28 protein-coding genes and 1 tRNA gene are annotated in these 20873 nt (G+C 62.9%); 21 read left to right on the forward strand and 8 right to left on the reverse strand.

The features are described from left to right. The 4 genes from ACOZK4_RS23740 to ACOZK4_RS23755 form a co-directional block, all read right to left on the reverse strand. A partial coding sequence (locus tag ACOZK4_RS23740; protein ID WP_421594182.1) for a thiamine pyrophosphate-binding protein occupies nt 1-251 on the reverse strand: 251 nt, incomplete at its 3' end. Continuing rightward, entirely contained in the window at nt 248-1438 is a 1191-nt protein-coding gene (locus ACOZK4_RS23745; protein ID WP_421594183.1) for a pyridoxal phosphate-dependent aminotransferase, read from the reverse strand. The genes ACOZK4_RS23745 and ACOZK4_RS23740, both read right to left, overlap by 4 nt. Before the next feature lie 33 nt (nt 1439-1471). Continuing rightward, nucleotides 1472-2110, reverse strand: a complete 639-nt coding sequence (locus tag ACOZK4_RS23750) for a TetR family transcriptional regulator C-terminal domain-containing protein (RefSeq protein WP_421594184.1) — start codon at nt 2108-2110, stop codon at nt 1472-1474. A 10-nt stretch (nt 2111-2120) separates the two neighbouring features. Further along, nucleotides 2121-2999 carry a dimethylarginine dimethylaminohydrolase family protein gene (locus tag ACOZK4_RS23755; RefSeq protein ID WP_421594186.1) on the reverse strand — a complete coding sequence of 293 codons (879 nt, stop codon included), beginning with the start codon at nt 2997-2999 and terminating at the stop codon, nt 2121-2123. Nucleotides 3000-3212: 213 nt separating this feature from the next. Here ACOZK4_RS23755 and ACOZK4_RS23760 point away from each other — a divergent pair, with 213 nt between their 5' ends. The 11 genes from ACOZK4_RS23760 to ACOZK4_RS23810 all read left to right on the forward strand — a co-directional run bounded on the left by ACOZK4_RS23760 (nt 3213) and on the right by ACOZK4_RS23810 (nt 10298). Then, the gene (locus tag ACOZK4_RS23760; protein WP_421594188.1) at nt 3213-3986 is read left to right on the forward strand and encodes an ABC transporter ATP-binding protein; all 774 of its coding nucleotides are present in this window, start codon (nt 3213-3215) and stop codon (nt 3984-3986) included. Nucleotides 3987-4015: 29 nt separating this feature from the next. Beyond that, the gene (locus ACOZK4_RS23765; RefSeq protein WP_313526741.1) at nt 4016-4798 is read left to right on the forward strand and encodes a transporter substrate-binding domain-containing protein; all 783 of its coding nucleotides are present in this window, start codon (nt 4016-4018) and stop codon (nt 4796-4798) included. Nucleotides 4799-4867: 69 nt separating this feature from the next. Next, complete coding sequence (locus tag ACOZK4_RS23770; protein ID WP_421594189.1) at nt 4868-5596, forward strand: ABC transporter permease; 729 nt, start codon at nt 4868-4870, stop codon at nt 5594-5596. After that, on the forward strand, nt 5596-6414 hold the full coding sequence (locus tag ACOZK4_RS23775) for an ABC transporter permease subunit (RefSeq protein WP_313526746.1): 819 nt from the start codon (nt 5596-5598) through the stop codon (nt 6412-6414). Before ACOZK4_RS23770 ends, ACOZK4_RS23775 begins: the two co-directional genes overlap by 1 nt. A 1-nt stretch (nt 6415) precedes the next feature. After that, nucleotides 6416-7585 carry a M20 aminoacylase family protein gene (locus tag ACOZK4_RS23780; RefSeq protein WP_421594190.1) on the forward strand — a complete coding sequence of 390 codons (1170 nt, stop codon included), beginning with the start codon at nt 6416-6418 and terminating at the stop codon, nt 7583-7585. A gap of 492 nt (nt 7586-8077) precedes the next feature. Then, on the forward strand, nt 8078-8326 hold the full coding sequence (locus ACOZK4_RS23785; RefSeq protein ID WP_421594191.1) for a hypothetical protein: 249 nt from the start codon (nt 8078-8080) through the stop codon (nt 8324-8326). A 74-nt stretch (nt 8327-8400) separates the two neighbouring features. Then, entirely contained in the window at nt 8401-8634 is a 234-nt protein-coding gene (locus ACOZK4_RS23790) for a DUF680 domain-containing protein (RefSeq protein ID WP_313526755.1), read from the forward strand. Nucleotides 8635-8710: 76 nt separating this feature from the next. Further along, nucleotides 8711-8941 (forward strand): hypothetical protein, encoded by a 231-nt coding sequence (locus ACOZK4_RS23795; protein WP_421594192.1) that lies wholly within the window; start codon nt 8711-8713, stop codon nt 8939-8941. Nucleotides 8942-9018: 77 nt separating this feature from the next. After that, a complete protein-coding gene (locus ACOZK4_RS23800; RefSeq protein ID WP_421594193.1) occupies nt 9019-9249 on the forward strand; it encodes a hypothetical protein in 231 nt (76 codons plus the stop codon). 76 nt (nt 9250-9325) lie between these two features. Then, entirely contained in the window at nt 9326-9556 is a 231-nt protein-coding gene (locus tag ACOZK4_RS23805) for a hypothetical protein (RefSeq protein WP_421594195.1), read from the forward strand. Between the two features lie 442 nt (nt 9557-9998). After that, nucleotides 9999-10298, forward strand: a complete 300-nt coding sequence (locus ACOZK4_RS23810; RefSeq protein WP_313526761.1) for a chorismate mutase family protein — start codon at nt 9999-10001, stop codon at nt 10296-10298. A gap of 9 nt (nt 10299-10307) precedes the next feature. On the opposite strand, the gene galE is transcribed toward ACOZK4_RS23810, so the two are convergent. Next, nucleotides 10308-11300: a UDP-glucose 4-epimerase GalE gene (gene galE / locus ACOZK4_RS23815; protein ID WP_421594196.1), complete on the reverse strand. Its 993-nt coding sequence runs from the start codon at nt 11298-11300 to the stop codon at nt 10308-10310. Nucleotides 11301-11404: 104 nt separating this feature from the next. Between galE and ACOZK4_RS23820 the strand changes: the two genes are divergently transcribed. Then, entirely contained in the window at nt 11405-11932 is a 528-nt protein-coding gene (locus ACOZK4_RS23820) for an AAA family ATPase (protein WP_421594197.1), read from the forward strand. A gap of 6 nt (nt 11933-11938) precedes the next feature. Here the strand turns inward: ACOZK4_RS23820 and ACOZK4_RS23825 are convergent, their stop codons facing one another. The 3 genes from ACOZK4_RS23825 to ACOZK4_RS23835 all read right to left on the reverse strand — a co-directional run bounded on the left by ACOZK4_RS23825 (nt 11939) and on the right by ACOZK4_RS23835 (nt 14871). Continuing rightward, nucleotides 11939-13105, reverse strand: a complete 1167-nt coding sequence (locus ACOZK4_RS23825; RefSeq protein WP_421594198.1) for a pyridoxal phosphate-dependent aminotransferase — start codon at nt 13103-13105, stop codon at nt 11939-11941. A 265-nt stretch (nt 13106-13370) separates the two neighbouring features. Then, nucleotides 13371-14585, reverse strand: coding sequence for a hypothetical protein (locus tag ACOZK4_RS23830; RefSeq protein ID WP_421594199.1), 1215 nt, complete (start codon nt 14583-14585; stop codon nt 13371-13373). Nucleotides 14586-14796: 211 nt separating this feature from the next. After that, nucleotides 14797-14871: transfer RNA gene (locus ACOZK4_RS23835), tRNA-Thr, on the reverse strand. Between the two features lie 149 nt (nt 14872-15020). On the opposite strand from ACOZK4_RS23835, the gene ACOZK4_RS23840 reads away from it, so the two are divergent. The 9 genes from ACOZK4_RS23840 (at nt 15021) to yacG (ending at nt 20798) form a co-directional block, all read left to right on the forward strand. Next, nucleotides 15021-15221 carry a hypothetical protein gene (locus ACOZK4_RS23840; protein WP_421594200.1) on the forward strand — a complete coding sequence of 67 codons (201 nt, stop codon included), beginning with the start codon at nt 15021-15023 and terminating at the stop codon, nt 15219-15221. Between the two features lie 165 nt (nt 15222-15386). Then, entirely contained in the window at nt 15387-16679 is a 1293-nt protein-coding gene (murA, locus tag ACOZK4_RS23845; protein ID WP_313526778.1) for a UDP-N-acetylglucosamine 1-carboxyvinyltransferase, read from the forward strand. Between the two features lie 105 nt (nt 16680-16784). Next, entirely contained in the window at nt 16785-17222 is a 438-nt protein-coding gene (locus ACOZK4_RS23850) for a DUF2948 family protein (RefSeq protein ID WP_313526781.1), read from the forward strand. A gap of 47 nt (nt 17223-17269) precedes the next feature. Next, entirely contained in the window at nt 17270-18568 is a 1299-nt protein-coding gene (hisD, locus tag ACOZK4_RS23855) for a histidinol dehydrogenase (protein ID WP_421594201.1), read from the forward strand. A gap of 3 nt (nt 18569-18571) precedes the next feature. Further along, nucleotides 18572-19048 carry a UPF0262 family protein gene (locus ACOZK4_RS23860; RefSeq protein ID WP_313526786.1) on the forward strand — a complete coding sequence of 159 codons (477 nt, stop codon included), beginning with the start codon at nt 18572-18574 and terminating at the stop codon, nt 19046-19048. 4 nt (nt 19049-19052) lie between these two features. Beyond that, entirely contained in the window at nt 19053-19514 is a 462-nt protein-coding gene (locus ACOZK4_RS23865) for a low molecular weight phosphatase family protein (protein WP_421594202.1), read from the forward strand. A gap of 145 nt (nt 19515-19659) precedes the next feature. Then, entirely contained in the window at nt 19660-19878 is a 219-nt protein-coding gene (gene infA, locus ACOZK4_RS23870; protein WP_007759621.1) for a translation initiation factor IF-1, read from the forward strand. A gap of 90 nt (nt 19879-19968) precedes the next feature. Further along, entirely contained in the window at nt 19969-20589 is a 621-nt protein-coding gene (locus ACOZK4_RS23875; RefSeq protein ID WP_313526792.1) for a Maf-like protein, read from the forward strand. Then, nucleotides 20589-20798, forward strand: a complete 210-nt coding sequence (yacG, locus tag ACOZK4_RS23880; RefSeq protein WP_313526795.1) for a DNA gyrase inhibitor YacG — start codon at nt 20589-20591, stop codon at nt 20796-20798. The genes ACOZK4_RS23875 and yacG overlap by 1 nt, the downstream gene beginning before the upstream one ends. Nucleotides 20799-20873: the final 75 nt, after the last annotated feature.

The following is a 20873-nucleotide window of genomic DNA, read 5'->3' on the forward strand; positions in this document are numbered from 1 at the left end:
GCGGTGATGGTGTTGGTGAGGCCGGGGCCGGTGATGACGAGGGCGACGCCCGGCTTGCCGGAAACGCGGGCATAGCCATCCGCCATGAAGCCGGCGCCCTGTTCGTGGCGCGGCGTGATGTGGCGGATTTTCGAGGCGGCAAGACCACGATAAAGTTCGACGGTATGGACGCCGGGAATGCCGAACACGACCTCGACGCCATTGGCCTCCAGGAGATCGACGAGGACTTCACCTACGGTTTTCGTGGTCATGCGCGGCGCTCCTTCGGCTGGGTGGATCGGGCGGCAAGCGCCGTGATGCGCCGGCAGGCCTCGTCGATATGGGCATCCGGCACGGTGAGGCTGAGGCGGATGAAGCCCGCCGCCTGCTCTCCGAACGATGAGCCTGGCATCACCGCGACCCCTTCCTCGCGCAAGAGCGCCCAGGCGAAATCCTCGCCGCTCATGCCAGTGCCGGAGACGTCGACGACGATGAACATGCCAGCTTCCGGCGGCAGCGGCGTCAGGCCGGGCGCACGCGACAGCGCATCGGCAAAGCGGGCGGCACGCGCCTTGTAGGTCTGGCGCATGGTGGCGGCGGTCGCGATCGGATTGTCGAGCGCATAGGCCGTCATGTCGGCGATGAAGGGCTGGCCGCCGAACAGCATGGTCTCGGATACGGCGAGCAGGCGGGTGCAGAAGTCTTTCGGGCCGACCGTCCAGCCGCTGCGGAAGCCGGGTGCGGCATGCGATTTCGAGATCGACGACACGACGATGGTGCGCTCGGCAAGATCGGTATTGTCGAAGGGCGAGGCGAAGGTCGCACCGAAGACGAGCTGTTCATAGACCTCGTCGCAGACAATCCAGAGATCGTGTTTGCGGCAGACGGCGCCGATCTCGGCGATTTCCTGCGCCGTCAGCACCGCGCCCGTCGGATTGTGCGGCGTGTTGAGCAGCAGCACGCGGCAGTCGGGCGTGATGGCGGCTTCGAGATCGGCGGCTTTCATGTGAAAACCGTTTTCCGGCCGCAACGGCACGGGAACCTGCACGGCGCCCGTCGCGCGGATGACGCCTTCATAGGTGGCATAGAGCGGATCGCCGACGAGCACGGCATCGCCCGCCTCGACGAGGCCGAGCATGACGGCGAACAGCGCGGTCTGGGTGCCGGGGAAACACAGCACGTTTTCGGTGGTCACATCGCTGCGGCGCTTCTGGTATTTGCGCACGACGGCATCGACGACGGAGGGTTCGCCCCGGCCGTTGGAATAGCGGTAGCGGCCGGCATGCATGGCGCGCACGGCTTCGGCCAGCAGGGCCGGATCCGGCGGCACGTCGGGCTCGCCGATGGTGAGCTCGATGATCGCCTTGCCCTCGCGCTTCATATGCCGCGCCTCGGCGTGGATCGCCCACTTTTCCGAACCGAGGTTCTGAAGCCGGTCTGTGATGGACGCATAGCGCATGGCCGTTCTCCGCATTTGAAAATTTAAGGGGATTTAACGACCGGACGACGGGGCGTCGACCGGTCTCAGGCGTAATCCAAGCAAGGTTTCGATCGAGGTCAGGGCGATCTCGACCAGTTCGCTGTCGCCGAACAGCTCGCCGGCCAGGCAGCCTTCGAGCCAGAGGCCGTCGAGCAGGCCGTTGATCGCGATCGCAAGCGTACGGCAGCGTTCCGGTGAGGAATCCGCGCCGCGGGCGGCGAGGAAATCGGCCAGCAGGCTTTCCAGCGTGTCGCGAAAGCTCAGATAACCCTCGCGGTGGATAGCGGCCAATTCCGGATCGACGCTGACCCGGCTGATGAACGAGGCCCAGAGCGACAGGCTGCGGCTGTTGGCGACCGGTTCCGTCAGGTTGATGACGATGAAATCACGCAGCCGCGTTTGCGCGTCACCCGACACCCGCTCGGCCTTTTCGGTGAGCCGGGCAATGACCAGCCGATAGGCTTCCTGAAGGATATGCTCCTTGGACTGGAAATAGTGCCGGATCAGGCCCGCCGTGACGCCCGCCTTGATGGCGATCTGCCGGACCGTCGCGCCTTCGAGCCCGTATTCCGCGATGCAGTCGAGCGTCGCCTCGATCAGATCGTGGCGGCGTTCGGCCTCGGGGGCGCGATGAAAGGTCCGGCGGGCCATATTTTCTCCGTTAGGCGGCGCGGCGCAGCACCGGCCGCGTCAGGCAGGTCGGGCCGCCTTCGCAGGCGATGCACAGCGCATCGGCTTCGAAGGTCTGCACGGTGCAGCCGGCCGCTTCCATGGCCGCCTTGGTGGCCGGGAAGCCTTCCACCATGATGACCTCATGCGGGCGGGTCGGCAGCACGTTGAGCGACAGGCCGTTGCTGGCGTGGAACTCGTCGGCCGGCGCCTCGATGAGCGTCACGCCGCGCTTCTTCAGGAACTGGTAGAAGGCGGCCGGCAGAAGGGGCGCGAAGACCAAAGCGAGATTGTCGGCGAGCGGGCTCATCACGCTCATCAGATGCAGGCAGGCCTCTTCGCCGTGCCAGAGCGGCAGGTCATAGGCGAGAACCGTGACGCCATGCGGCGCGAGGATTCTCGTGATCTGGTCGATGCCTTCCTGGTTGGTGCGCACGCCGCGGCCGATGACCAGCGTCTTGGCGTCGAGCCAGATGCAATCGCCGCCTTCCACGGTGCCGTCGCCCTCGATACGGCCGAGGATCGGGATCTGGCGCTCGGCATAGGCCTTTTCGTGCAGCGCGGTTTCGGCCACACGCAGCGGCTTGCCCATGCGCAGGAGGATAGCGCCATGGTCGGACATCAGCGAGGGATCATGGGTGAACATGGCATCGGCCAGGCCGTCGCCGTCGTCCTCGAGCCAGATGATCTCGGTGCCGGACTTTTCGACGAGCTCCGCGAAGGCCTTGTACTGGTGCACGGCGCGGGCACCGTCGAAGGTCGGGCCGTAGTGCCACTTGGCGGGATCGGCGGCCGAGAGGCTGGCGCCGGGGCGGCGCATCAGAACGCGCATCAGGGGGGCCGACATTTCCTGCGAACCAAAGGCGGTCATTCAATACTCCCAAGGAATTTTTGATCGAAAGCGGATGCTGCCAGAAAAGTCAGCGACGACGCTATTATACGCTTGAACAATTTCTTAACAAGTGCCACGATGCAATCCACAAGACGAAACGACGGGCCGAAGATGCCCGCGGGAACGCTGAAAAACAGGGGAATTTGGCATGTGTCATGCATCGATTTTCCGTGCGCTGGAGGTCTCTCCACGATGACGGAACGCGCCGAGGCTATCGCGGTCACGCAACTGCACAAGCGCTTCGGACCGCTCGAGGTTCTCAAGGGCGTATCGCTCACCGCGCATGAGGGCGACGTCATCGCCATCATCGGCGGATCGGGCTCGGGCAAGTCGACCTTCCTTCGCTGCATCAACATGCTGGAGCTGCCGAGTGCCGGCACGGTGACCATTCATGGCGAGACGATCGCCATGAAGAAGGATGGTCATGGCGGCATGATGCCGGCCGACCGCAAGCAGGTGCAGCGCCTGCGCTCCCGCCTCGGCATGGTCTTCCAAAGCTTCAATCTGTGGCAGCACATGACGATCCTCGAAAACGTCATCGAGGCGCCGGTGCATGTGCTGGGCATCAAGAAGGACGAGGCGATCGAGCGTGCCGAAACGCTCTTGCGCCGCGTCGGCCTCCACGATAAGCGCGATGCCTATCCGGCCTTCCTTTCCGGCGGCCAGCAGCAGCGCGCGGCGATTGCCCGCGCACTCGCCATCCAGCCCCATGTCATGCTTTTCGACGAACCCACCTCCGCGCTCGATCCGGAACTGGTGGGCGAGGTGCTCACCGTCATCGGCGACCTCGCCAAGGAAAAGCGCACCATGATCCTCGTCACGCACGAGATGAAGTTCGCGCGCAACGTGGCAAGCCATGTCGTGTTTCTGGCGAACGGCGTCATCGAGGAACAGGGCCCGCCCGACGAGATTTTCGGCGCACCGAAATCGGAGCGGCTGAAGAAGTTCATCAGCTCCATCCACTGAGAAGCAAAAAAACCAACAGAGGGAAAATCATGAAGAGTGCCTTGAAGACAATCGCCCTTGCTGCCGTCATCGGCCTTTCGGCCATTTCGGGTGCCGCGGCCGAGCAGGTCCGCGTCGGTTTTGCCGCCGAACCCTATCCGCCCTTCACCTCGCCGGACGCCTCGGGCAACTGGGAAGGCTGGGAAGTGGACTTCATGAAGGCGATCTGCGCGGAAGCGAAGCTCGACTGCGTCATCACGCCCGTCGCCTGGGACGGCATCATCCCGGCGCTGACCACCAACAAGATCGACATGATCATCGGCTCCATGTCGATCACGGCGGAGCGCCTGCAGACCATCGACTTCTCCGACAAGTACTACAACTCGCCTCCGGGCATCATCGGCGCCAAGGACGTGAAGTTCGACGCCACGCCGGAAGGCCTTGCCGGCAAGACGCTCGGCGTGCAGGTCGCGACCATCCACCAAGTCTATGCCAACAAGTATTTCGGCGCCGCCGGTGCGACGGTCAAGGAATACCAGACGCAGGATGAGGCAAACAACGACCTCGCCGCCGGCCGTATCGACGCCGTCCAGGCCGACTCGATTGCGCTCGGCGACTTCCTGAAGACCGAACAGGGCTCGGCCTGCTGCGACATGAAGGGCACCGTGAAGGACGATCCGGAAATCCTCGGCCTCGGCGTCGGCGTCGGTCTGCGCAAGGGCGAGACGGAGCTGAAGGACAAGATCAACGCTGCCATCAAGGCGATCCGCGCCAACGGCACCTACGACACGTTCTCGAAGAAGTATTTCGACTTCGACGTCTACGGCGGCTGATCAGGCCTCGCATGATGATGCCGGCGGCCCGCGCCGCCGGCAATTCTCCTCGAACAGACACGAGACCCCATGGCCGATGCCGGATCGCTGATCAACTGGAGCCTGCTTGCGATCGCGCCGCCCGGCTGGGGCGGGGTCCTTCTGGCGGGGTTGTGGAATTCCATCCAGATCGCCGTCGGCGGCTACGGGCTCGGCCTTATCCTCGGCACGGGCGGCGCGATGGGCAAGCTTTACGGCGGCCCTGTCACCAAGGACCTGCTTGAGGTCTACACGACGCTTGTGCGCGCCGTGCCGGAACTCGTGCTCATCCTCATACTCTATTATGCCGGCACGGATGTGTTGAGCCAGATTTCCGCGGCCTTCGGTTGGGGTGCGGTCGATATCAGCGGTCTTGCCGCCGGCATCTTCGTCATCGGCGTCGTGCAGGGCGCCTATTCCACCGAGGTCATCCGCGGCGCGATCAAGGCGGTGCCGGGAGGCCAGATCGAGGCGGCGCGCGCCTATGGCATGTCACCCACCCAGATCATGCGCCGCATAACGCTGCCGGCCATGCTGCCCCACGCCATTCCGGGCCTCTCCAATCTCTGGCTCATCGCCACCAAGGATACAGCGCTGCTCGCTGTCGTTGGTTTCAGCGAGCTGACACTGGTGACGCGCCAGGCGGCGGGCAGCACCAAGGCCTATCTGTTGTTCTTCTGCGCGGCGGGCGCGCTTTATCTAATGATCACGCTCCTCTCCAACGTGCTGATCGGTTTCATCGAGCGCCACTACCGGCGCGGCATGACGAGGACGGCGTGATGACCGAGCAGACCGTTTCCGCCATGGCGCTGACCGAACTGCCGAGCCGGCAGAGCTTCTTCAAGCCGCACCGCATCGTGCTGATGGCGATCGCCGCGATCTTCGTGTTCTGCGTCATCTGGTTCATGCGCTGGGAATGGGTGCCGAAATATTCCGGCGCGCTGGCCCATGGCGTCGGTGTGACGCTTTTGATGCTGTTTGCCACCTCGATCCTCGGCTTCTTTCTCGCCGTGCCGATCGGCCTCGTGCAGGTAACAGGGCCGTGGCCGCTGAAAATGCTGGCCAAAGGATTCTGCACCATCATTCGCGGTACGCCGCTGCTGCTTCAGCTCTGGCTACTCTATTATGGCCTCGGTTCACTGTTTCCGCAGTTTCCCGGCATCCGCAGCTCGTTCCTCTGGCCCTATCTGCGCGAAGCCTGGCCCTATGGCGTGGCGGCGCTGACGCTGTCCTTCGCCGCCTATGAGGGCGAGGTGATGCGCGGCGCCTTTGCCGGCGTGCCGCCGGGGGAACTCGAGGCCGCGCGGGCCTATGGCATGAGCCCCTTCACCATGTTCCGCCGCATCTGGCTGCCGCGCGCCGTCTATCGTGCGCTGCCGACGCTGAACGGCGAAACCGTGCTGCAGCTGAAATCGACGCCGCTCGTCGCGACGATCACCGTGATCGACGTCTATGCCGTCATCTCCAAGGTGCGGCAGGCGACCTACCTCACCTATGAGCCGCTTTTGCTGCTCGCCCTCATCTATCTTTGCCTCACGGCCATTCTGGTCGTGGCCTTCCGCTATTTCGAAAGCAAAATTCCTTCACGTGGTGCTTGATATGTCCATTCATACGTCTCTTCAAAATTCCATGCCCGAACTGGTGGCGATCCGCCGCGACCTGCACGAACATCCCGAACTCGGCCTCGAGGAGTTTCGCACTTCCGACGTCATCGCCCGCCATCTGGAAAGCTATGGATATAAAGTGACGCGCGGCCTTGCGAAGACCGGCCTTGTCGCGACGCTGACGAATGGCACCGGCCGTAAGTCCATCGGCATCCGCGCCGATATCGATGCCCTGCCGATCTTCGAAGAGACCGGTCTGCCCTATGCCAGCAAGACGCCCGGCAAGATGCATGCCTGCGGCCATGACGGGCACACGACCATGCTTCTGGGCGCGGCCAAGGCGATTGCCGAACGACGCAATTTTGATGGCACCGTGCACCTGATCTTCCAGCCGGCCGAGGAAAACTTCGGCGGTGCCAGGATCATGGTGGAGGAGGGGCTGTTTACCCAGTTCCCCTGCGATGCCGTCTTCGGGCTGCACAATGAGCCAAACCTGCCCTTCGGCCAGTTCGCGCTGCGCGAAGGCCCGATCATGGCGGCGGTCGATGAAGCGCGTATCACCGTCAACGGTGTCGGCGGGCACGGGGCCGAGCCGCAGGAGACGCTGGACCCGATCGTCTGCGGCGCCTCCATCGTCATGGCGCTGCAAACCATCGTCTCGCGCAACATCCACCCGCTCGACCCGACGGTCGTGACGGTCGGCTCGTTCCATTCGGGTTCGGCCAGCAACATCATCCCGAGCCGCGCGGAAATCGTGCTCGGCATCCGCTCCTTCGATCCCGGCGTGCGCGACGAACTGGAGCGCCGCATCCGCCTCATCGCCGAGCGGCAGGCCGAGAGCTATGGCATGAGCGCCACGGTCAACTACCAGCGCTTCTATGACGCGACCATCAACCACAAGGCCGAGACCGACCTGGTGCGCGACCTGGCGATCCGTTTTGCCGGGGCAGACAAGGTCGTCGACCTCGAACGCCCCTTCATGGGCAGCGAGGATTTCGCCTATATGCTGAAGGAGCGCCCCGGCACCTATTTCTTCTTGGGCGGCCGAAGCGGCGAAAACGACAAATCGCTGCATCACCCCGGCTATAACTTCAATGACGACCTGCTTCCGGTCGGTGCCGCCTTCTGGACGGAGCTTGCCGAGCACTATCTTCGGGCCGCCTGAGCGGTTTTTTGCAAGGGACCGGGTTTGCGCATCGCGAATCCGGTGTGGCTTGCAAGGGGTGGCGGACCGTTTCGCCACCTTTTCGTCATTTTTCGTGAACCGTCCGCCCACAAAACCTGCCTTCGGTGCCCCTGAAAAAGCACGCGGATGTGATCGGCCGCGAGCCGCAAAACCTTGAAAACGCCGCCTGGCCTTCCTGTGCCACATTTCTTAACGAGCGGTTCTTGGCCGTGTCGTGATGCGCCGCGTGACGCATAAAATATCTTTAAAGCAAATAGATAGGTCAGATTCTTCGGCGCGGTGATACCCGCTGCCGGAGCGATTTCGCGCGCCCCTCGCGGCCGTTCAAAACGGCGCTTTGATCGTCAACGTTTCATTGACAATTAGTTTACCGCCCTCAAACTTGCGTACCATTTAATGAGGGTCCATATCAAAGGGGTCTTCAGGGGCAACCTCTTGGAGAGCATCGCAAGAACAAAAGGAAATACCATTATGAAGAAGCTCGTTGTTGCCACCGCCCTGCTCGCCCTCACGGCCGGCGCCGCCTTTGCGGAAAGCCCCTATGCAGGACGCACCGATGTCTTCACCTCCGGCCCGAAAGCCGGCCAGTCGATTACCGACCAGACGGTCACTTCTTCGGTTGGGCATATGGCACGCCCGGCCGCATCCGACGGCGTCGTCGATCACATCGACCCTGCTGCCAATCGCTACGGCGACGGCGCTCCCTACGCAAGCCGCTGAGCAAAACGCCAGAAACAAGCCCGGAGCGCGCCGGAAGGCCGACCGCTCCCCATCAGATAGGAAAGACTAAGATCATGAACAAGTTCGCCATCGCCATCGCCGCCCTGTCGCTTTCTGCCGGTGCCGCTTTCGCCGAAAACCCCAACTTCGGCACCAACGACTTCCCGCAGACCCGCCAGGTCGCCGTCGACCACACCACCACGGCGTCGATCAAGTCCAGCAACGGCTACGCCGCAGAGCGCGCCGTCAGCAAGGATAGTGCGTCGGTTCTTCGCTACGGCGATGCCGCTCCCTACGCCACCCGTTAATCAAGGCCTCACACAGGCCCATCGTCGACCGGCAGGCCCGGTCGGCCGATCCTCCCAATTTGAAAGGTCAAATATCATGAACAAGTTCGCAATCGCTATCGCCGCCCTGTCGCTCTCCGCCGGTGCCGCTTTCGCTGAAAACCCCAACTTCGGCCGCACCGAGCTCCAGGCTAGCCAGCCGGCCGTCGACCACTCGATCACCGCATCGATCAAGTCGCACAAGGATGCCGCTGCTGCTGACAATCAGGAAGTCGCGATCTCGTCCTCGACCCGTTACGGCGACGGCGCTCCCTACGCCGGCCGTTAATCAACGCCTGACACAGGCCCTTCGCCGACCGGCAGGTCCGGTCGGCTGATCCTCCCAAAATTCGAAAGGTTAAGACCATGAACAAGTTCGCAATCGCCATCGCCGCCCTGTCGCTCTCCGCTGGCGCCGCCTTCGCTGAGAACCCCAATTTCGGCCGTACCGACCTCCAGGCCAGCCAGCCGGCCGTCGACCACTCGATCACCGCATCGATCAAGTCGCACAAGGACGCGGCTGCCGTTGACAACCAGGAAGTCGCGATCTCGTCCTCGACCCGTTACGGCGACGGCGCTCCCTACGCCGGCCGTTAATCAACGCCTGACACAGACCCTTCGCCGACCGGCAGGTCCGGTCGGCTGATCCTCCCAGATTTGAAAGGTTAAAACCATGAACAAGCTCGCAATCGCCATCGCTGCCCTGTCGCTCTCCGCCGGTGCCGCTTTCGCTGAAAACCCGAATTTCGGCCGCACCGATGTCCAGCAGTACGGCCCGAACGCCGGCAAGCCGGTTATCGACCAGACCACCACCGCGTCGATCAGCAACAGCGGCCCGCAGGGCAAGGTCGATTACGTCGATCCGGCTGCCAACCGCTACGGCGACGCTGCACCGCGCTACTAACCGCGACGAACCGCGGCTATAGGCCGGGTTCGTTGCGAGGCGCCCCCTCTCTGCCTCGGTCCTGAGGACCCGCCTGTCAAACCTCCGCCGTTCCCCCCGGCGGAGGTTTTTTGTTGCCGTTGCAGGGACGAAAGGCCTTGGGCGCGATTGCCATATGCGCAGCGCATGCCGGGCGGCTCTCTCGCCGTTACAGGGCCTGGATTGAGTATCAAATTCCCGATTGGAACGTAACTTCACGTTACGTAACTGCATCCAGCTTCGCGCCAGCTTGCATGCCTAGGTTCCGCCTCGGCCAGCATGCAGGCCCGCAAGCGAAAGACAGGACCGCACCCTCCTTTTGCTTAACCCCCGGGCCTGCATGTGGCCTAGTGTCTCGCGACAGCGAGACGCCTTTCCCCCCGCACATTCCTCTGCTATCCGGGTCTCGCAAAAGGAGACCGGAATGGCGAAGACGGCTGAAGACTGCACGACGATGGCGGAGATCCGCGAAAACATCGACCGGGTCGACCAGGCGCTGATGGCGCTCTTCGAGGAGCGCTGGAGTTTCATCCGCCGTGCCGCCGAGATCAAGGCGGGCCTGGGCATTCCCGCCGACGTGCCGGTGCGTGTGAAGGAAGTGCGCGATAACGCCAACCGCAATGCGCTGGCCCATGGCCTCGACGGCGATTTCTACGAGGAGATCTGGGCGCAGCTCATCCAGCACGCCATCGCCTATGAGAAGGCGGAGCTCGGCGAGGGCTGAGCGGATCGCCTAGATCTGGTTGCGCTTGCCGAGATGCTCTTCCCAGTCGAGCGCCGTGCGCACGATGAAATCGAGATCGTCATGCTGCGGCTGCCAGTTCAGTTCCGTCATCGCGATGGAGGGATTGGCGACGATCAGAACGGCATCGCCCGGCCGGCGGCTGGCGAACCGCACCGGGAAATCCTGCCCCGACACGGCCTTGACCTGCTTCAGCACCTCCAGCACCGAGAAACCCTTGCCATAGCCGCAATTGGCGACGATCGAGCCGCCGCCGGCACGCATGCGCTGCAGGGCCTTGAGATGCGCGTTGGCAAGGTCGCTGACATGGATATAGTCGCGCACGCAGGTGCCATCAGGCGTCGGGTAGTCCGTGCCGTAGACGTCCATGCCGTTGCGCTTGCCAAGGGCAGCTTCGCTGGCGACCTTGATGAGATGGGTGGCGCCCGCCGTGGACTGGCCAGTGCGGCCGCGCGGATCGGCGCCGGCGACGTTGAAATAGCGCAGCGCCGTATAGGTGAAGTCATGTGCGGCGGCGGTGTCGCGCAGCATGATCTCCGTCATCAGCTTGGAGGCGCCATAGGGCGATTCCGGGCGAAGGGCGGCGGTTTCCAGCACTGGCTCGGTGCCGTCGGGCGTGCCATAGACGGCCGCCGTCGACGAGAAGACGAAATGCGGTACCTTGGCCGCCACGGCTGCCGCGATCAGCGCCCGTGACTTGACCGTGTTGTTCTCGTAATAGGAGAGGGGATCGGCGACGGATTCCGGCACGATGATCGAGCCGGCGAAATGAATGATCGCGTCGATGCTGTTTTCGCTGAAAATGGTGGACAGCAGCGCAGTGTCGGCGATGTCGCCCTCATAAAAACGCGCTTCGGGCGCGACCGCCCAGCGGAAGCCGGTGGAAAGCCGGTCCAGCACCACCACCTCTTCGCCGGCGTCGACCAGCGCCCAGACCATGTGGCTGCCGATGTAACCCGCGCCGCCCGTAACCAGAACCGCCATGAATATCCCCGAATCGCTTGAATTTCGCGCATATCAGCGCGCCCGCAGACAAGACGCAACTGCAATTGCGCCTGTGCGTTCTCCAGCCTCAGAAAGGTAAGACTATGTCCGACCGTTTCATCGTACTGTCTGGCTGCTCGGGCGGCGGAAAATCCACGCTGCTGGAGGAGCTTAGTCGACGCGGCCATGCGACGGTCGAGGAGCCCGGCCGCCGTATCGTACAGGAAGAATTGGCAAAGGACGGCACGGCCTTGCCCTGGCTCGATCTCGCCGCCTTCGCCCGCCGCGCCATCGCCATGGCGCTCGCCGACCGCGAGGCGATGCGGGACCAGCCCGGCCTCGTCTTCTTCGATCGCGGATGGATCGATGCGGCCTCCGCGCTGGAGGCTGAGACCGGTGAGCCGGTCCTGGCGGCGCTTGCCGCGCGGCATCGCTACAACGCGTGCGTTTTCCTCACGCCGCCTTGGCCGGAGATCTATAGGAGTGATCTGGAACGACGCCACGGTTTCGAGGCAGCGCTCGCCGAATATGAGCGGCTGGAAAGGACCTATCCGGCGCTTGGCTACGAAACGGTCATCCTGCCAAAAGTGTCGGTGGCCGAGCGGGCCGATTTCATGCTCGCCCGGCTGTGACGGGTTTCAGCGCGCCGCGATATAGCGGGCGAGCCGATCGGCGGCTTCCGCGATCTGCTGGGGATCGCGCAGGAAGCAGGCGCGCATGAAGAGCGCACCACCGGGACCGAAGGCCGTGCCCGGCGCCAGGCCGACATTGGTGCGGTCGACGATGTCGATTGCGGCGCGGCGCGAATCCGTCACGCCATCGATCTTCAGGAAGGCATAGAGCGCACCATCCGGCTTCAGCGTCTCGACCCGGTTGGTGGCGATCAGGGCATCGCAGAACACGTCGCGGTTCTTCGTCGCCTTGTCGATATTCGCCTGGAGGAAGGCATCACCTTCGTCGAGCGCCACGATCGCGCCCTGCTGCAGGAACTGCGGTACGCCGGATGTAGAATATTGGATGAGGTTTTCCAGCACCTGTCCCATTTCCGGTGGCGCGACGATCCAGCCGACGCGCCACCCCGTCATCGACCAGTTCTTCGAGAAGGAATTCACGAAGACGACCTTGTCGCCCTCTTCCATTACATCGAGGAAGGACGGTGCCCTCCCGCCAGCGTAATGATAAAGCGCATAGATCTCGTCCGCCATGATCCAGAGGCCATGCCGGCGTGCGATGGCGAGAAGGTTCGCTAGGTCTTCACGCGAGGCCGTCCAGCCGGTCGGGTTCGACGGCGTATTGATGAACAGCACGCGTGTCTTAGGCGTGATCGCCGACTCGACACGGTCCAGATCGACCTGCCAGCGCCCGCCGGTAAAGTCGAGCGTCACAGCAATGGGATTGGCACCCGAAAGCTCGGCCGCTGCCGCAAAATTCGGCCAGGCCGGCGTCAGATACACCATGTCGTCACCGGGCGAGACGAGCGCCTGGATCGCAAGCGTGATCGCCTGCATGCCCGACCCGACCACATAAAAATTCTCCGCCGGCAGCGTCGCCCCGAAACGCCGCGCATAATAGCGCGACAGGGCTGCCCGAAGCTCCGGGATCCCCCGCTGCCAGGTATAAAAGGTCTCGCCGCGCAGCAGCGCTTGCGACGCGGCACTTGCAATGAATTCCGGCGTTGGAAGATCCCCTTCGCCGACCCAGAGCGGAATAAGCCCCTCGCGCCCGCGCGCATAATTCACGACCTCGACGATACCGCTTTCGGGCGCACGGAGGGAGCGGGGGCTGAGGTTTTCGATGACGGTCATGGAATGGCTCGGTTGTCGGGAAGGAAGGTGGTCTTTAGCGCAGGCCGCTTCACGGCGGATCGGTAACATCCTGAGAAGCCTGCGATTTCACGGTGCGAGCTCTACCTCTTAAATCCATACTCGGCTCCGGTGAGAGCCGATTTTTAGGCAAGAAGAAACCGACGATGAATTTCATTTCAACATAACGGCACGGGATTAGCCCAACCCGTCTGTAGACCGACCCAAGCGAGGGGCGTGATCACCAAGCAGGCGCCTTTATCCGCATCTACGGTCCAGTTTTGTGAAAATAGTTTCGGGATAGGTAGGCCCATTTTTCTCGGGCATCAAGCGAAGCCATCACTGGATCGTCGTGTGAGAAGATAGCTTCTGAAAATGCGATCTGCTGTTTTTGGTCCTTTTCACCGCCCGCCATGTCGAGAAATTTTGCAATGCTTGCCTCGTTTTGAATCTCGATAAGCGATTCGTTGCGCAGAAGGCTATAGCGATTGCTGGCATAAAGTTTCGTTTCCCGACGTTTCAGGACGGCCGAAGGAATATGTCCTGCCGCGATAATGCTCTCCGCAGCGGAGACGTCCACGACAGCATAGCTGAGCTTCGCCGTTCCTGTGAACAGTGTGATGCGCTCGGTCTTCACAAGATCGGCAACAAAGCTCGACCGTTCCAGGATGCTGCCTTTTTGACGCATGCTGATCGACAAACCCGCATCGAGCAGTTGTACCGCCAGAGAGCGAAAATGCGTCTCGTATTCGCTCGAACGCTGACCGAGATTTGGGTGGACGTCCAGCAGGATGTTCCGCATTCCAAGCTTGGCTGCGAAACGAATAAGAAACGGGGCGACATTCGCTTCTCTGAGACTGCAGTAATTCTCTGCCTCGAAGCCCCCTTCCCAGGTGGGGAGATAGGCCAAGGCTCCGCCTGCCTCGGCGTCAGCAAAGCTGTATAAATTGGCATGACGCTGATCGACAACGGTCTTACCTATGGCGATCGTGTGCTCCCGGGTAATCGCCGGCCGCAAAATTCCTTGGTCGATGAGCCTTTCGCGCGAGAGTTCACCTGCAATCAAAACATAATCATAAGCTCGCAGCATAGGGTTGCAGGACGCCTTTTTGTTGCTGTCGCCATGGCCGACAAACACATGGGCGCACTCGCGATTCAACATCATGCGGGCGTTGGTCTGTGCATTGTAGGGATAGATAATCGTGGCACCGGGTTCCACAAGTGGAATGCTGGCGAGATTCGTGAACGTATACAGAGGCGCGTTGAAGCGGGCTGCCCCGGCAGAAATGCTTTTGAGATTCAGTCTCCGGTGGCGCGTGATGACCACCGTTCCTCGCGGGAGAAAGCCGCTGGAGAAAAGGTACTCGATCTGATTGAAGAAGTCAGGAAACCGGTTGTCCAGAAAGACAACGGCAGGAGCATTTAACCTTATCCGCTTGCGTTTGAATTTCCGGCGAAGGAAATTTGTGATTCCTTTAAGCAAACCAAACCCCTAAGCGAACGAAACGAGTCCAGGTTGCCAAATGAAAAGCGAGCACACCTGACATTGTCCTCTTGCTGGAAACGATGGCCATATATGGCAATTCTGAATGAACCTCTCCTAGCGAGAATGGTCGCATGAGTGCAAGAGGCTAGTGAAAAAGCCGAATACAGGCCTTTAGGCGCGGCTTGTGTCAAAGTATTTAGAGGGGAAATGGTGCTGCTAGAGAGATTTGAACTCTCGGCCTCTCCCTTACCAAGGGAGTGCTCTACCCCTGAGCTATAGCAGCATCTTGCGAAGCGGAAGGCGCTTTCGCGTTGGGCGAGGGCCTATTGCCATAGGTGGATGGGTAGCGCAAGCGGCGATTTCGTGATTATCGCAACAAACTGATGACGACGGTGCTTTTTTCCTGCCCGCGATTTCATTATGAGAAGGGATATGAGCGGCAAGGACGAGACGAAAAGCGGGAAAATCAGGACGGAGGCGGAGATCCGGGCGGAGCGGCTGGCCAAGACGCTGCGCGACAATCTCCAGCGCCGCAAGCAGCAGGCGCGTGCGCGCCGTGCCGGCGAGGCGGATGAGACGACGGGCCTGCCCGGCTCGGCCTCTGCCGCAAAAAAAGACGAATCGAACGGTTAGTCGGACCGTCTTCACCACGAAGGCGACGGGGATGGCTGTCCAGCCGGGCGTGCGCGAAAGCGGGCGGGCGGCACGGTCTTCATTTTTCTTTCGCGATGCTCTAAAGAGGCCGCAATCTCCGAAAGCCTATATCTCAAGAAAGGCGGGCCCGGCCCGTAATCGCATATGGATCGTATCAGGATTGTAGGCGGCAACGAACTCAAGGGCATCATTCCGATCTCCGGCGCCAAGAACGCCGCGCTGCCGCTGATGATCGCGTCGTTGCTCACCGACGACACGCTGACGCTGGAAAACGTGCCGCATCTCGCCGACGTCGAACAGCTCATCCGCATTCTCGGCAACCACGGCGCCGACATCACCGTCAACGGTCGCCGCGAGCGCCAGGGCGAGGGCTATTCGCGCACCGTCACCTTCACCTCGCGCAACATCGTCGATACGACGGCGCCTTACGAGCTGGTCTCGAAGATGCGCGCCTCCTTCTGGGTGATCGGCCCGCTCCTCGCCCGCGAAGGCAAGGCGCGCGTCTCGCTGCCGGGCGGCTGCGCCATCGGCACGCGCCCGGTCGACCTCTTCATCGAGGCTCTTGCGGCGCTCGGCGCCAAGCTCGAGATCGACGGCGGCTATATCGAGGCGACGGCACCGGCCGGCGGCCTGATCGGCGCGCGCTACACCTTCCCGAAGGTTTCGGTCGGCGCGACCCACGTCCTCATGATGGCAGCGACGCTCGCCCGCGGCACGACCGTCATCGGCAATGCCGCCCGCGAGCCTGAAGTGCAGGATCTTGCCAAGTGCCTCAACGCCATGGGCGCGAAGATCACGGGTGCGGGCACCTCCACCATCACCATCGAAGGCGTCACGCAGCTGTCCGGCGCGCGCCACCGCGTCCTGCCGGACCGTATTGAGACCGGCACCTATGCCATGGCCGTCGCCATGACCGGCGGCGACGTCGTGCTGGAAGGCACGGAAGCCTCCCTGCTCGATACCGCGCTTGAGGCAATCCGCCGCTCCGGCGCCGAGATCACCTCCACGGAAAGCGGCATCCGCGTCGTGCGCAATGGCGGCGGCATCAAGCCGGTGGACGTCGTCACCGATCCCTTCCCGGGCTTCCCGACGGACCTGCAGGCGCAGTTCATGGGCCTCATGACCAAGTCGAGCGGCATTTCGCACATCACCGAGACGATCTTCGAAAACCGCTTCATGCATGTGCAGGAGCTCGCCCGCCTCGGCGCAAAAATCTCGCTCTCCGGCCAGACGGCCAAGATCGAGGGTGTCGAACGCCTGCGCGGCGCTCCGGTCATGGCGACCGACCTGCGCGCCTCCGTCTCGCTCGTCATCGCGGGCCTCGCCGCCGAAGGCGAGACGATGGTCTCGCGCGTCTACCATCTCGACCGCGGCTTCGAGCGCCTCGAAGAGAAGCTCACCCGCTGCGGCGCCATCGTCGAACGCGTCAGCGATTGATCTTTCCCACGCGGCGGCGTTGCAGTCCGCCGCGTGCCGTCCTATCTCGTTTACCGAATATACGGGATGCCGCATTTGGCGGCGTCCACGGGAAGGACATCGACTATGGACAGCCTGAAACTGCTTGCCCTCGACGCCGAAGACCTCGCGGTCGTCTCGGCTCATCTCCAGGACGCGGTCTTCAAGACCGACGGCCTCGCCTTCGACGCCCGCCAGCATGTCTTTTCGGTCGTCGTCAACCGCTTCGTCTGGGAAAATGCCGCAAGCCGCGGCAAGAGCTTCGAGCGCCGCCGCGCCGTGGTCGCCTTCAAGCGCGTCAACGCCGTGCGCTCCCTCGGCATCGACCGCAAGGATACGAGTGCCGTGTTCTCCCTGCTTGCCATAAACTTCACGCCGAAGGGCGAAGGTCCGGAGGGAACGCTTGATGTCGTGCTCTCGGGCAATGCTTCCGTGGCCCTCGATGTGGAATGCGTCGAAGTTCAGCTTGCAGATACCGGCGGAGCATGGGAAACCAGCTTGAAGCCCCGCCATCCAGCGGTTTGAATGCATGAACCGGCAAGTTTTGCCGGGAGACGACAGGGACGACAGACTTGGCGATCAGACTTGACTACCAGAGCAGCGATTTCGAAAGCCGTTTCGCTGCCTTCCTGACCACCAAGCGCGAGGTCTCCGAAGACGTCAACACCGTCGTGCGCGCCATCATCGACGATGTGCGCGCCCGCGGCGACAAGGCGCTGGCCGACTATTCCAAAAAGTTCGACGGCCTCGATTTTTCCGTGACCTCCATGCGCGTGTCGCTGGAAGAAATTGAACAGGCCTATGACGCCGTCGATGCGAAGATCATCGCGGCCCTCGAACTCGCCGCCCAGCGCATCGAAAAGCACCATGCCCGCGCGATGCCGAAGGACGACATCTACGAGGACGATATCGGCGTCGGGCTGGGCTCGCGCTGGACGGCGATCGACGCCGTCGGTCTCTATGTGCCCGGCGGCACCGCGAGTTATCCGAGCTCCGTGCTGATGAATGCCGTGCCCGCCAAGGTTGCCGGCGTGCCACGCCTCGTCATGGTCGTGCCGGCCAAGGAGGGCGAGATCAACCCCGCCGTGCTTGCGGCCGCGCGTATTGCCGGCGTCGATGAAATCTACCGCATCGGCGGCGCGCAGGCCGTCGCAGCGCTCGCCTACGGCACCGAAACGATCGCGCCCGTCGCCAAGATCACCGGCCCCGGCAATGCCTTCGTCGCCGCCGCCAAGCGCCAGGTGTTCGGCACTGTCGGCATCGATATGATCGCCGGCCCCTCCGAAGTGCTGGTCATCGCCGATGCCGACAACGATCCGGACTGGCTCGCCGCCGACCTGCTTGCCCAGGCCGAGCACGATGTCGGCGCCCAATCGATCCTCGTCACCGATAGCGTGGCGCTCGCCGATGCCATCGAGGCCGCCGTCGAGCGCCAGCTGAAGACGCTGGAGCGCTCGGAAACCGCCGCCGCCAGCTGGCGCGATTTCGGCGCTATCATCCTCGTGCCGGACCTGAAGAAGGCCGTGCCGCTGGCAAACCGCATCGCCGCGGAGCATCTGGAGATCGCGACCGCCGATCCCGATGCGCTGATGCCCGATATCCGCAATGCCGGCGCCATCTTCGTCGGCCGCCATACGCCGGAAGTCATCGGCGACTATGTCGGCGGCTCCAACCACGTTCTGCCGACCGCCCGCTCGGCCCGCTTCTCCTCCGGCCTCTCGGTGCTCGACTATATGAAGCGCACCTCGATCCTGCGGCTTGGTCCCGACCAGCTGCGGGCGCTCGGCCCTGCCGCCGTCACGCTGGCGGAGGCCGAAGGGCTCGGCGCGCATGCGCGGTCCGTCGCCATCCGGCTCAATCTGGAGAGCTGACGCATGGGCACAAAGGGCAACTTCCGCCTCTGCGACGTGGTGCTGGACGATACGATCGGCCGCGCCACGCCTGACGTGGAGCACGAACGCGCCGTTGCCATCTTCGATCTGATCGAGGAAAACACCTTCGAGCCGGTCGGTCATGCCGGTGGGCCTTACCGCCTCAATATCTCGCTGCTCGACAGCAAGCTGGTCTTCGCCATCCGCACGGAGGGAGGCGAGAATGTCGCGACGCATATCCTGTCGCTGACGCCGTTCCGCCGCATCGTGAAGGACTATTTCCTGATCTGCGAGAGCTACTATCAGGCAATCCGCTCTTCCACGCCCAGCCAGATCGAGGCGATCGACATGGGGCGGCGCGGCATCCACAACGAGGGCTCGCAGACCCTGATGGACCGGCTGTCGGGCAAGATCAAATTCGACTTCGACACCGCCCGCCGTCTGTTCACGCTCGTCTGCGTTCTCTATTGGCGCGGGTGAGCGGATGGAGGGTGTTTTTCCGGCACTCGACAAATCCCCGTCTCGGACACCCCGTTCGATCCTCTTCATGTGCCGCATGAATGCCGTGCGCTCTCCGATGGCCGAGACGCTGGCCCGCAGCCTGCTGCCCGGCACCTATGTCGCCTCCGCCGGCATCCGCCCCGGCGAGCGCGATCCCTTCGTCGATGCCGTGCTCAGCGAGGTCGGCCTGTCGCTCGGCCGCCATGCGCCGCATTCGCTGGATGAGCTGGAGGACGATTATTTCGACCTCATCGTGACGCTCGCGCCGGAAGCCCATCACGCCGCCCTCGAACTCACCCGCTCCATGGCTGTCGACGTCATGTATTGGCCGACACCCGACCCCTCCGTCGCGACCGGCACGCGCGACCAGATCCTGCACTCCTACCGCGACGTTCGCGAGCACCTGAAGCTCCTGATCGAGAAGCGTTTGAAGCCCCCCGGCTGAGCGCAAAGCAGCCATGTTCCCGGCAAATGCAGAAAGCCTGCGCTTCGGTGTTCACAAAGCCCCGGGGATTGTGTAGTTTCCGGCAACTTTTCGGGGCCGGCATAAGGCATGTCCCAAATCCACCTCCAAGGAATACCGCTCGAACATGGCAAAAGAAGAAGTCCTCGAATTTCCCGGCATCGTGACGGAACTGCTCCCGAACGCAACGTTTCGCGTCAAGCTTGAGAACGAGCACGAGATCATCGCGCACACCGCGGGCCGCATGCGCAAGAACCGCATCCGCGTTCTCGCCGGCGACAAGGTGCTGGTCGAGATGACCCCTTACGACCTCACCAAGGGTCGCATCACCTACCGTTTCAAGTAAGACGCTTTTCGAAGCCCTGGGGCAGCGCCCTCGTTCGGCCCCTGGCCCGAGAGCGAAATCCGGCGCCCCCGGCGCTTTCCCGGAGATCCCATGGCGCAGACCGACAAGCTCATCCTCGCCTCCGGCTCGCCGCGCCGCGTTGAACTGCTCGCGCAAGCGGGCATCGAACCCGCGCGCCTGATGCCGATGGATATCGACGAGACGCCGAAGCGCTCCGAGCATCCCCGCTCGCTCGCACGGCGCCTGTCGACCGGCAAGGCGCAGGCGGCACTCGCCGCCATCAAGGGTGATCCGGCCTTTGCCGGCAGCTATATCCTTTCGGCCGATACGGTCGTCTCCGTCGGCCGGCGCATCCTGCCGAAGACGGAGATGATCGACGAGGCCTCCAGCGCGCTGCATCTTCTCTCCGGCCGCAGCCACCGCGTCTTCACCGGCGTCTGCCTCATCACGCCCGACAGGACTGTGCGCCAGAAGGTCATCGACACGAAGGTCCGCTTCAAGCGCCTGTCGACCACCGACATCGAGCAGTATCTCGCTTCCGGCCAATGGCGCGGCAAGGCGGGCGGCTATGCCATCCAGGGCATTGCCGGCAGCTTCGTCGTCAAGCTCGTTGGTTCCTACACCAATGTCGTCGGCCTGCCGCTCTACGAGACCCTGACACTGCTGTCGGGCGAAGGCTTCGACGTGCATGCCGGCTGGGCGGATGCCTGATGGCGGACGAGCCCGAAAAGCCCGCCGCCTCCGTAGCGCCGCTGCGCAAGGCCGTGCCCTGCCCGATCTGCAGCCGCCCCTCGGCGCGCGAGCATTACCCCTTCTGCTCGAACCGCTGCCGCGACGTCGATCTCAACCGCTGGCTCTCCGGCTCCTATGCCATTCCGGTTGCCGATGGTGAGGAAAAGGCCGAAGACGACGATCTATGAGCCGTGGTTGGCGCGGTAAAAAACCAATCTTTTCCACAACTTGAAAAGACTGTCATTTTTCCCGCAAAAAACCGC

This window comes from Shinella sp. M27, from assembly GCF_049199905.1.
In the GTDB taxonomy this organism is placed as follows: Bacteria; Pseudomonadota; Alphaproteobacteria; order Rhizobiales; family Rhizobiaceae; genus Shinella.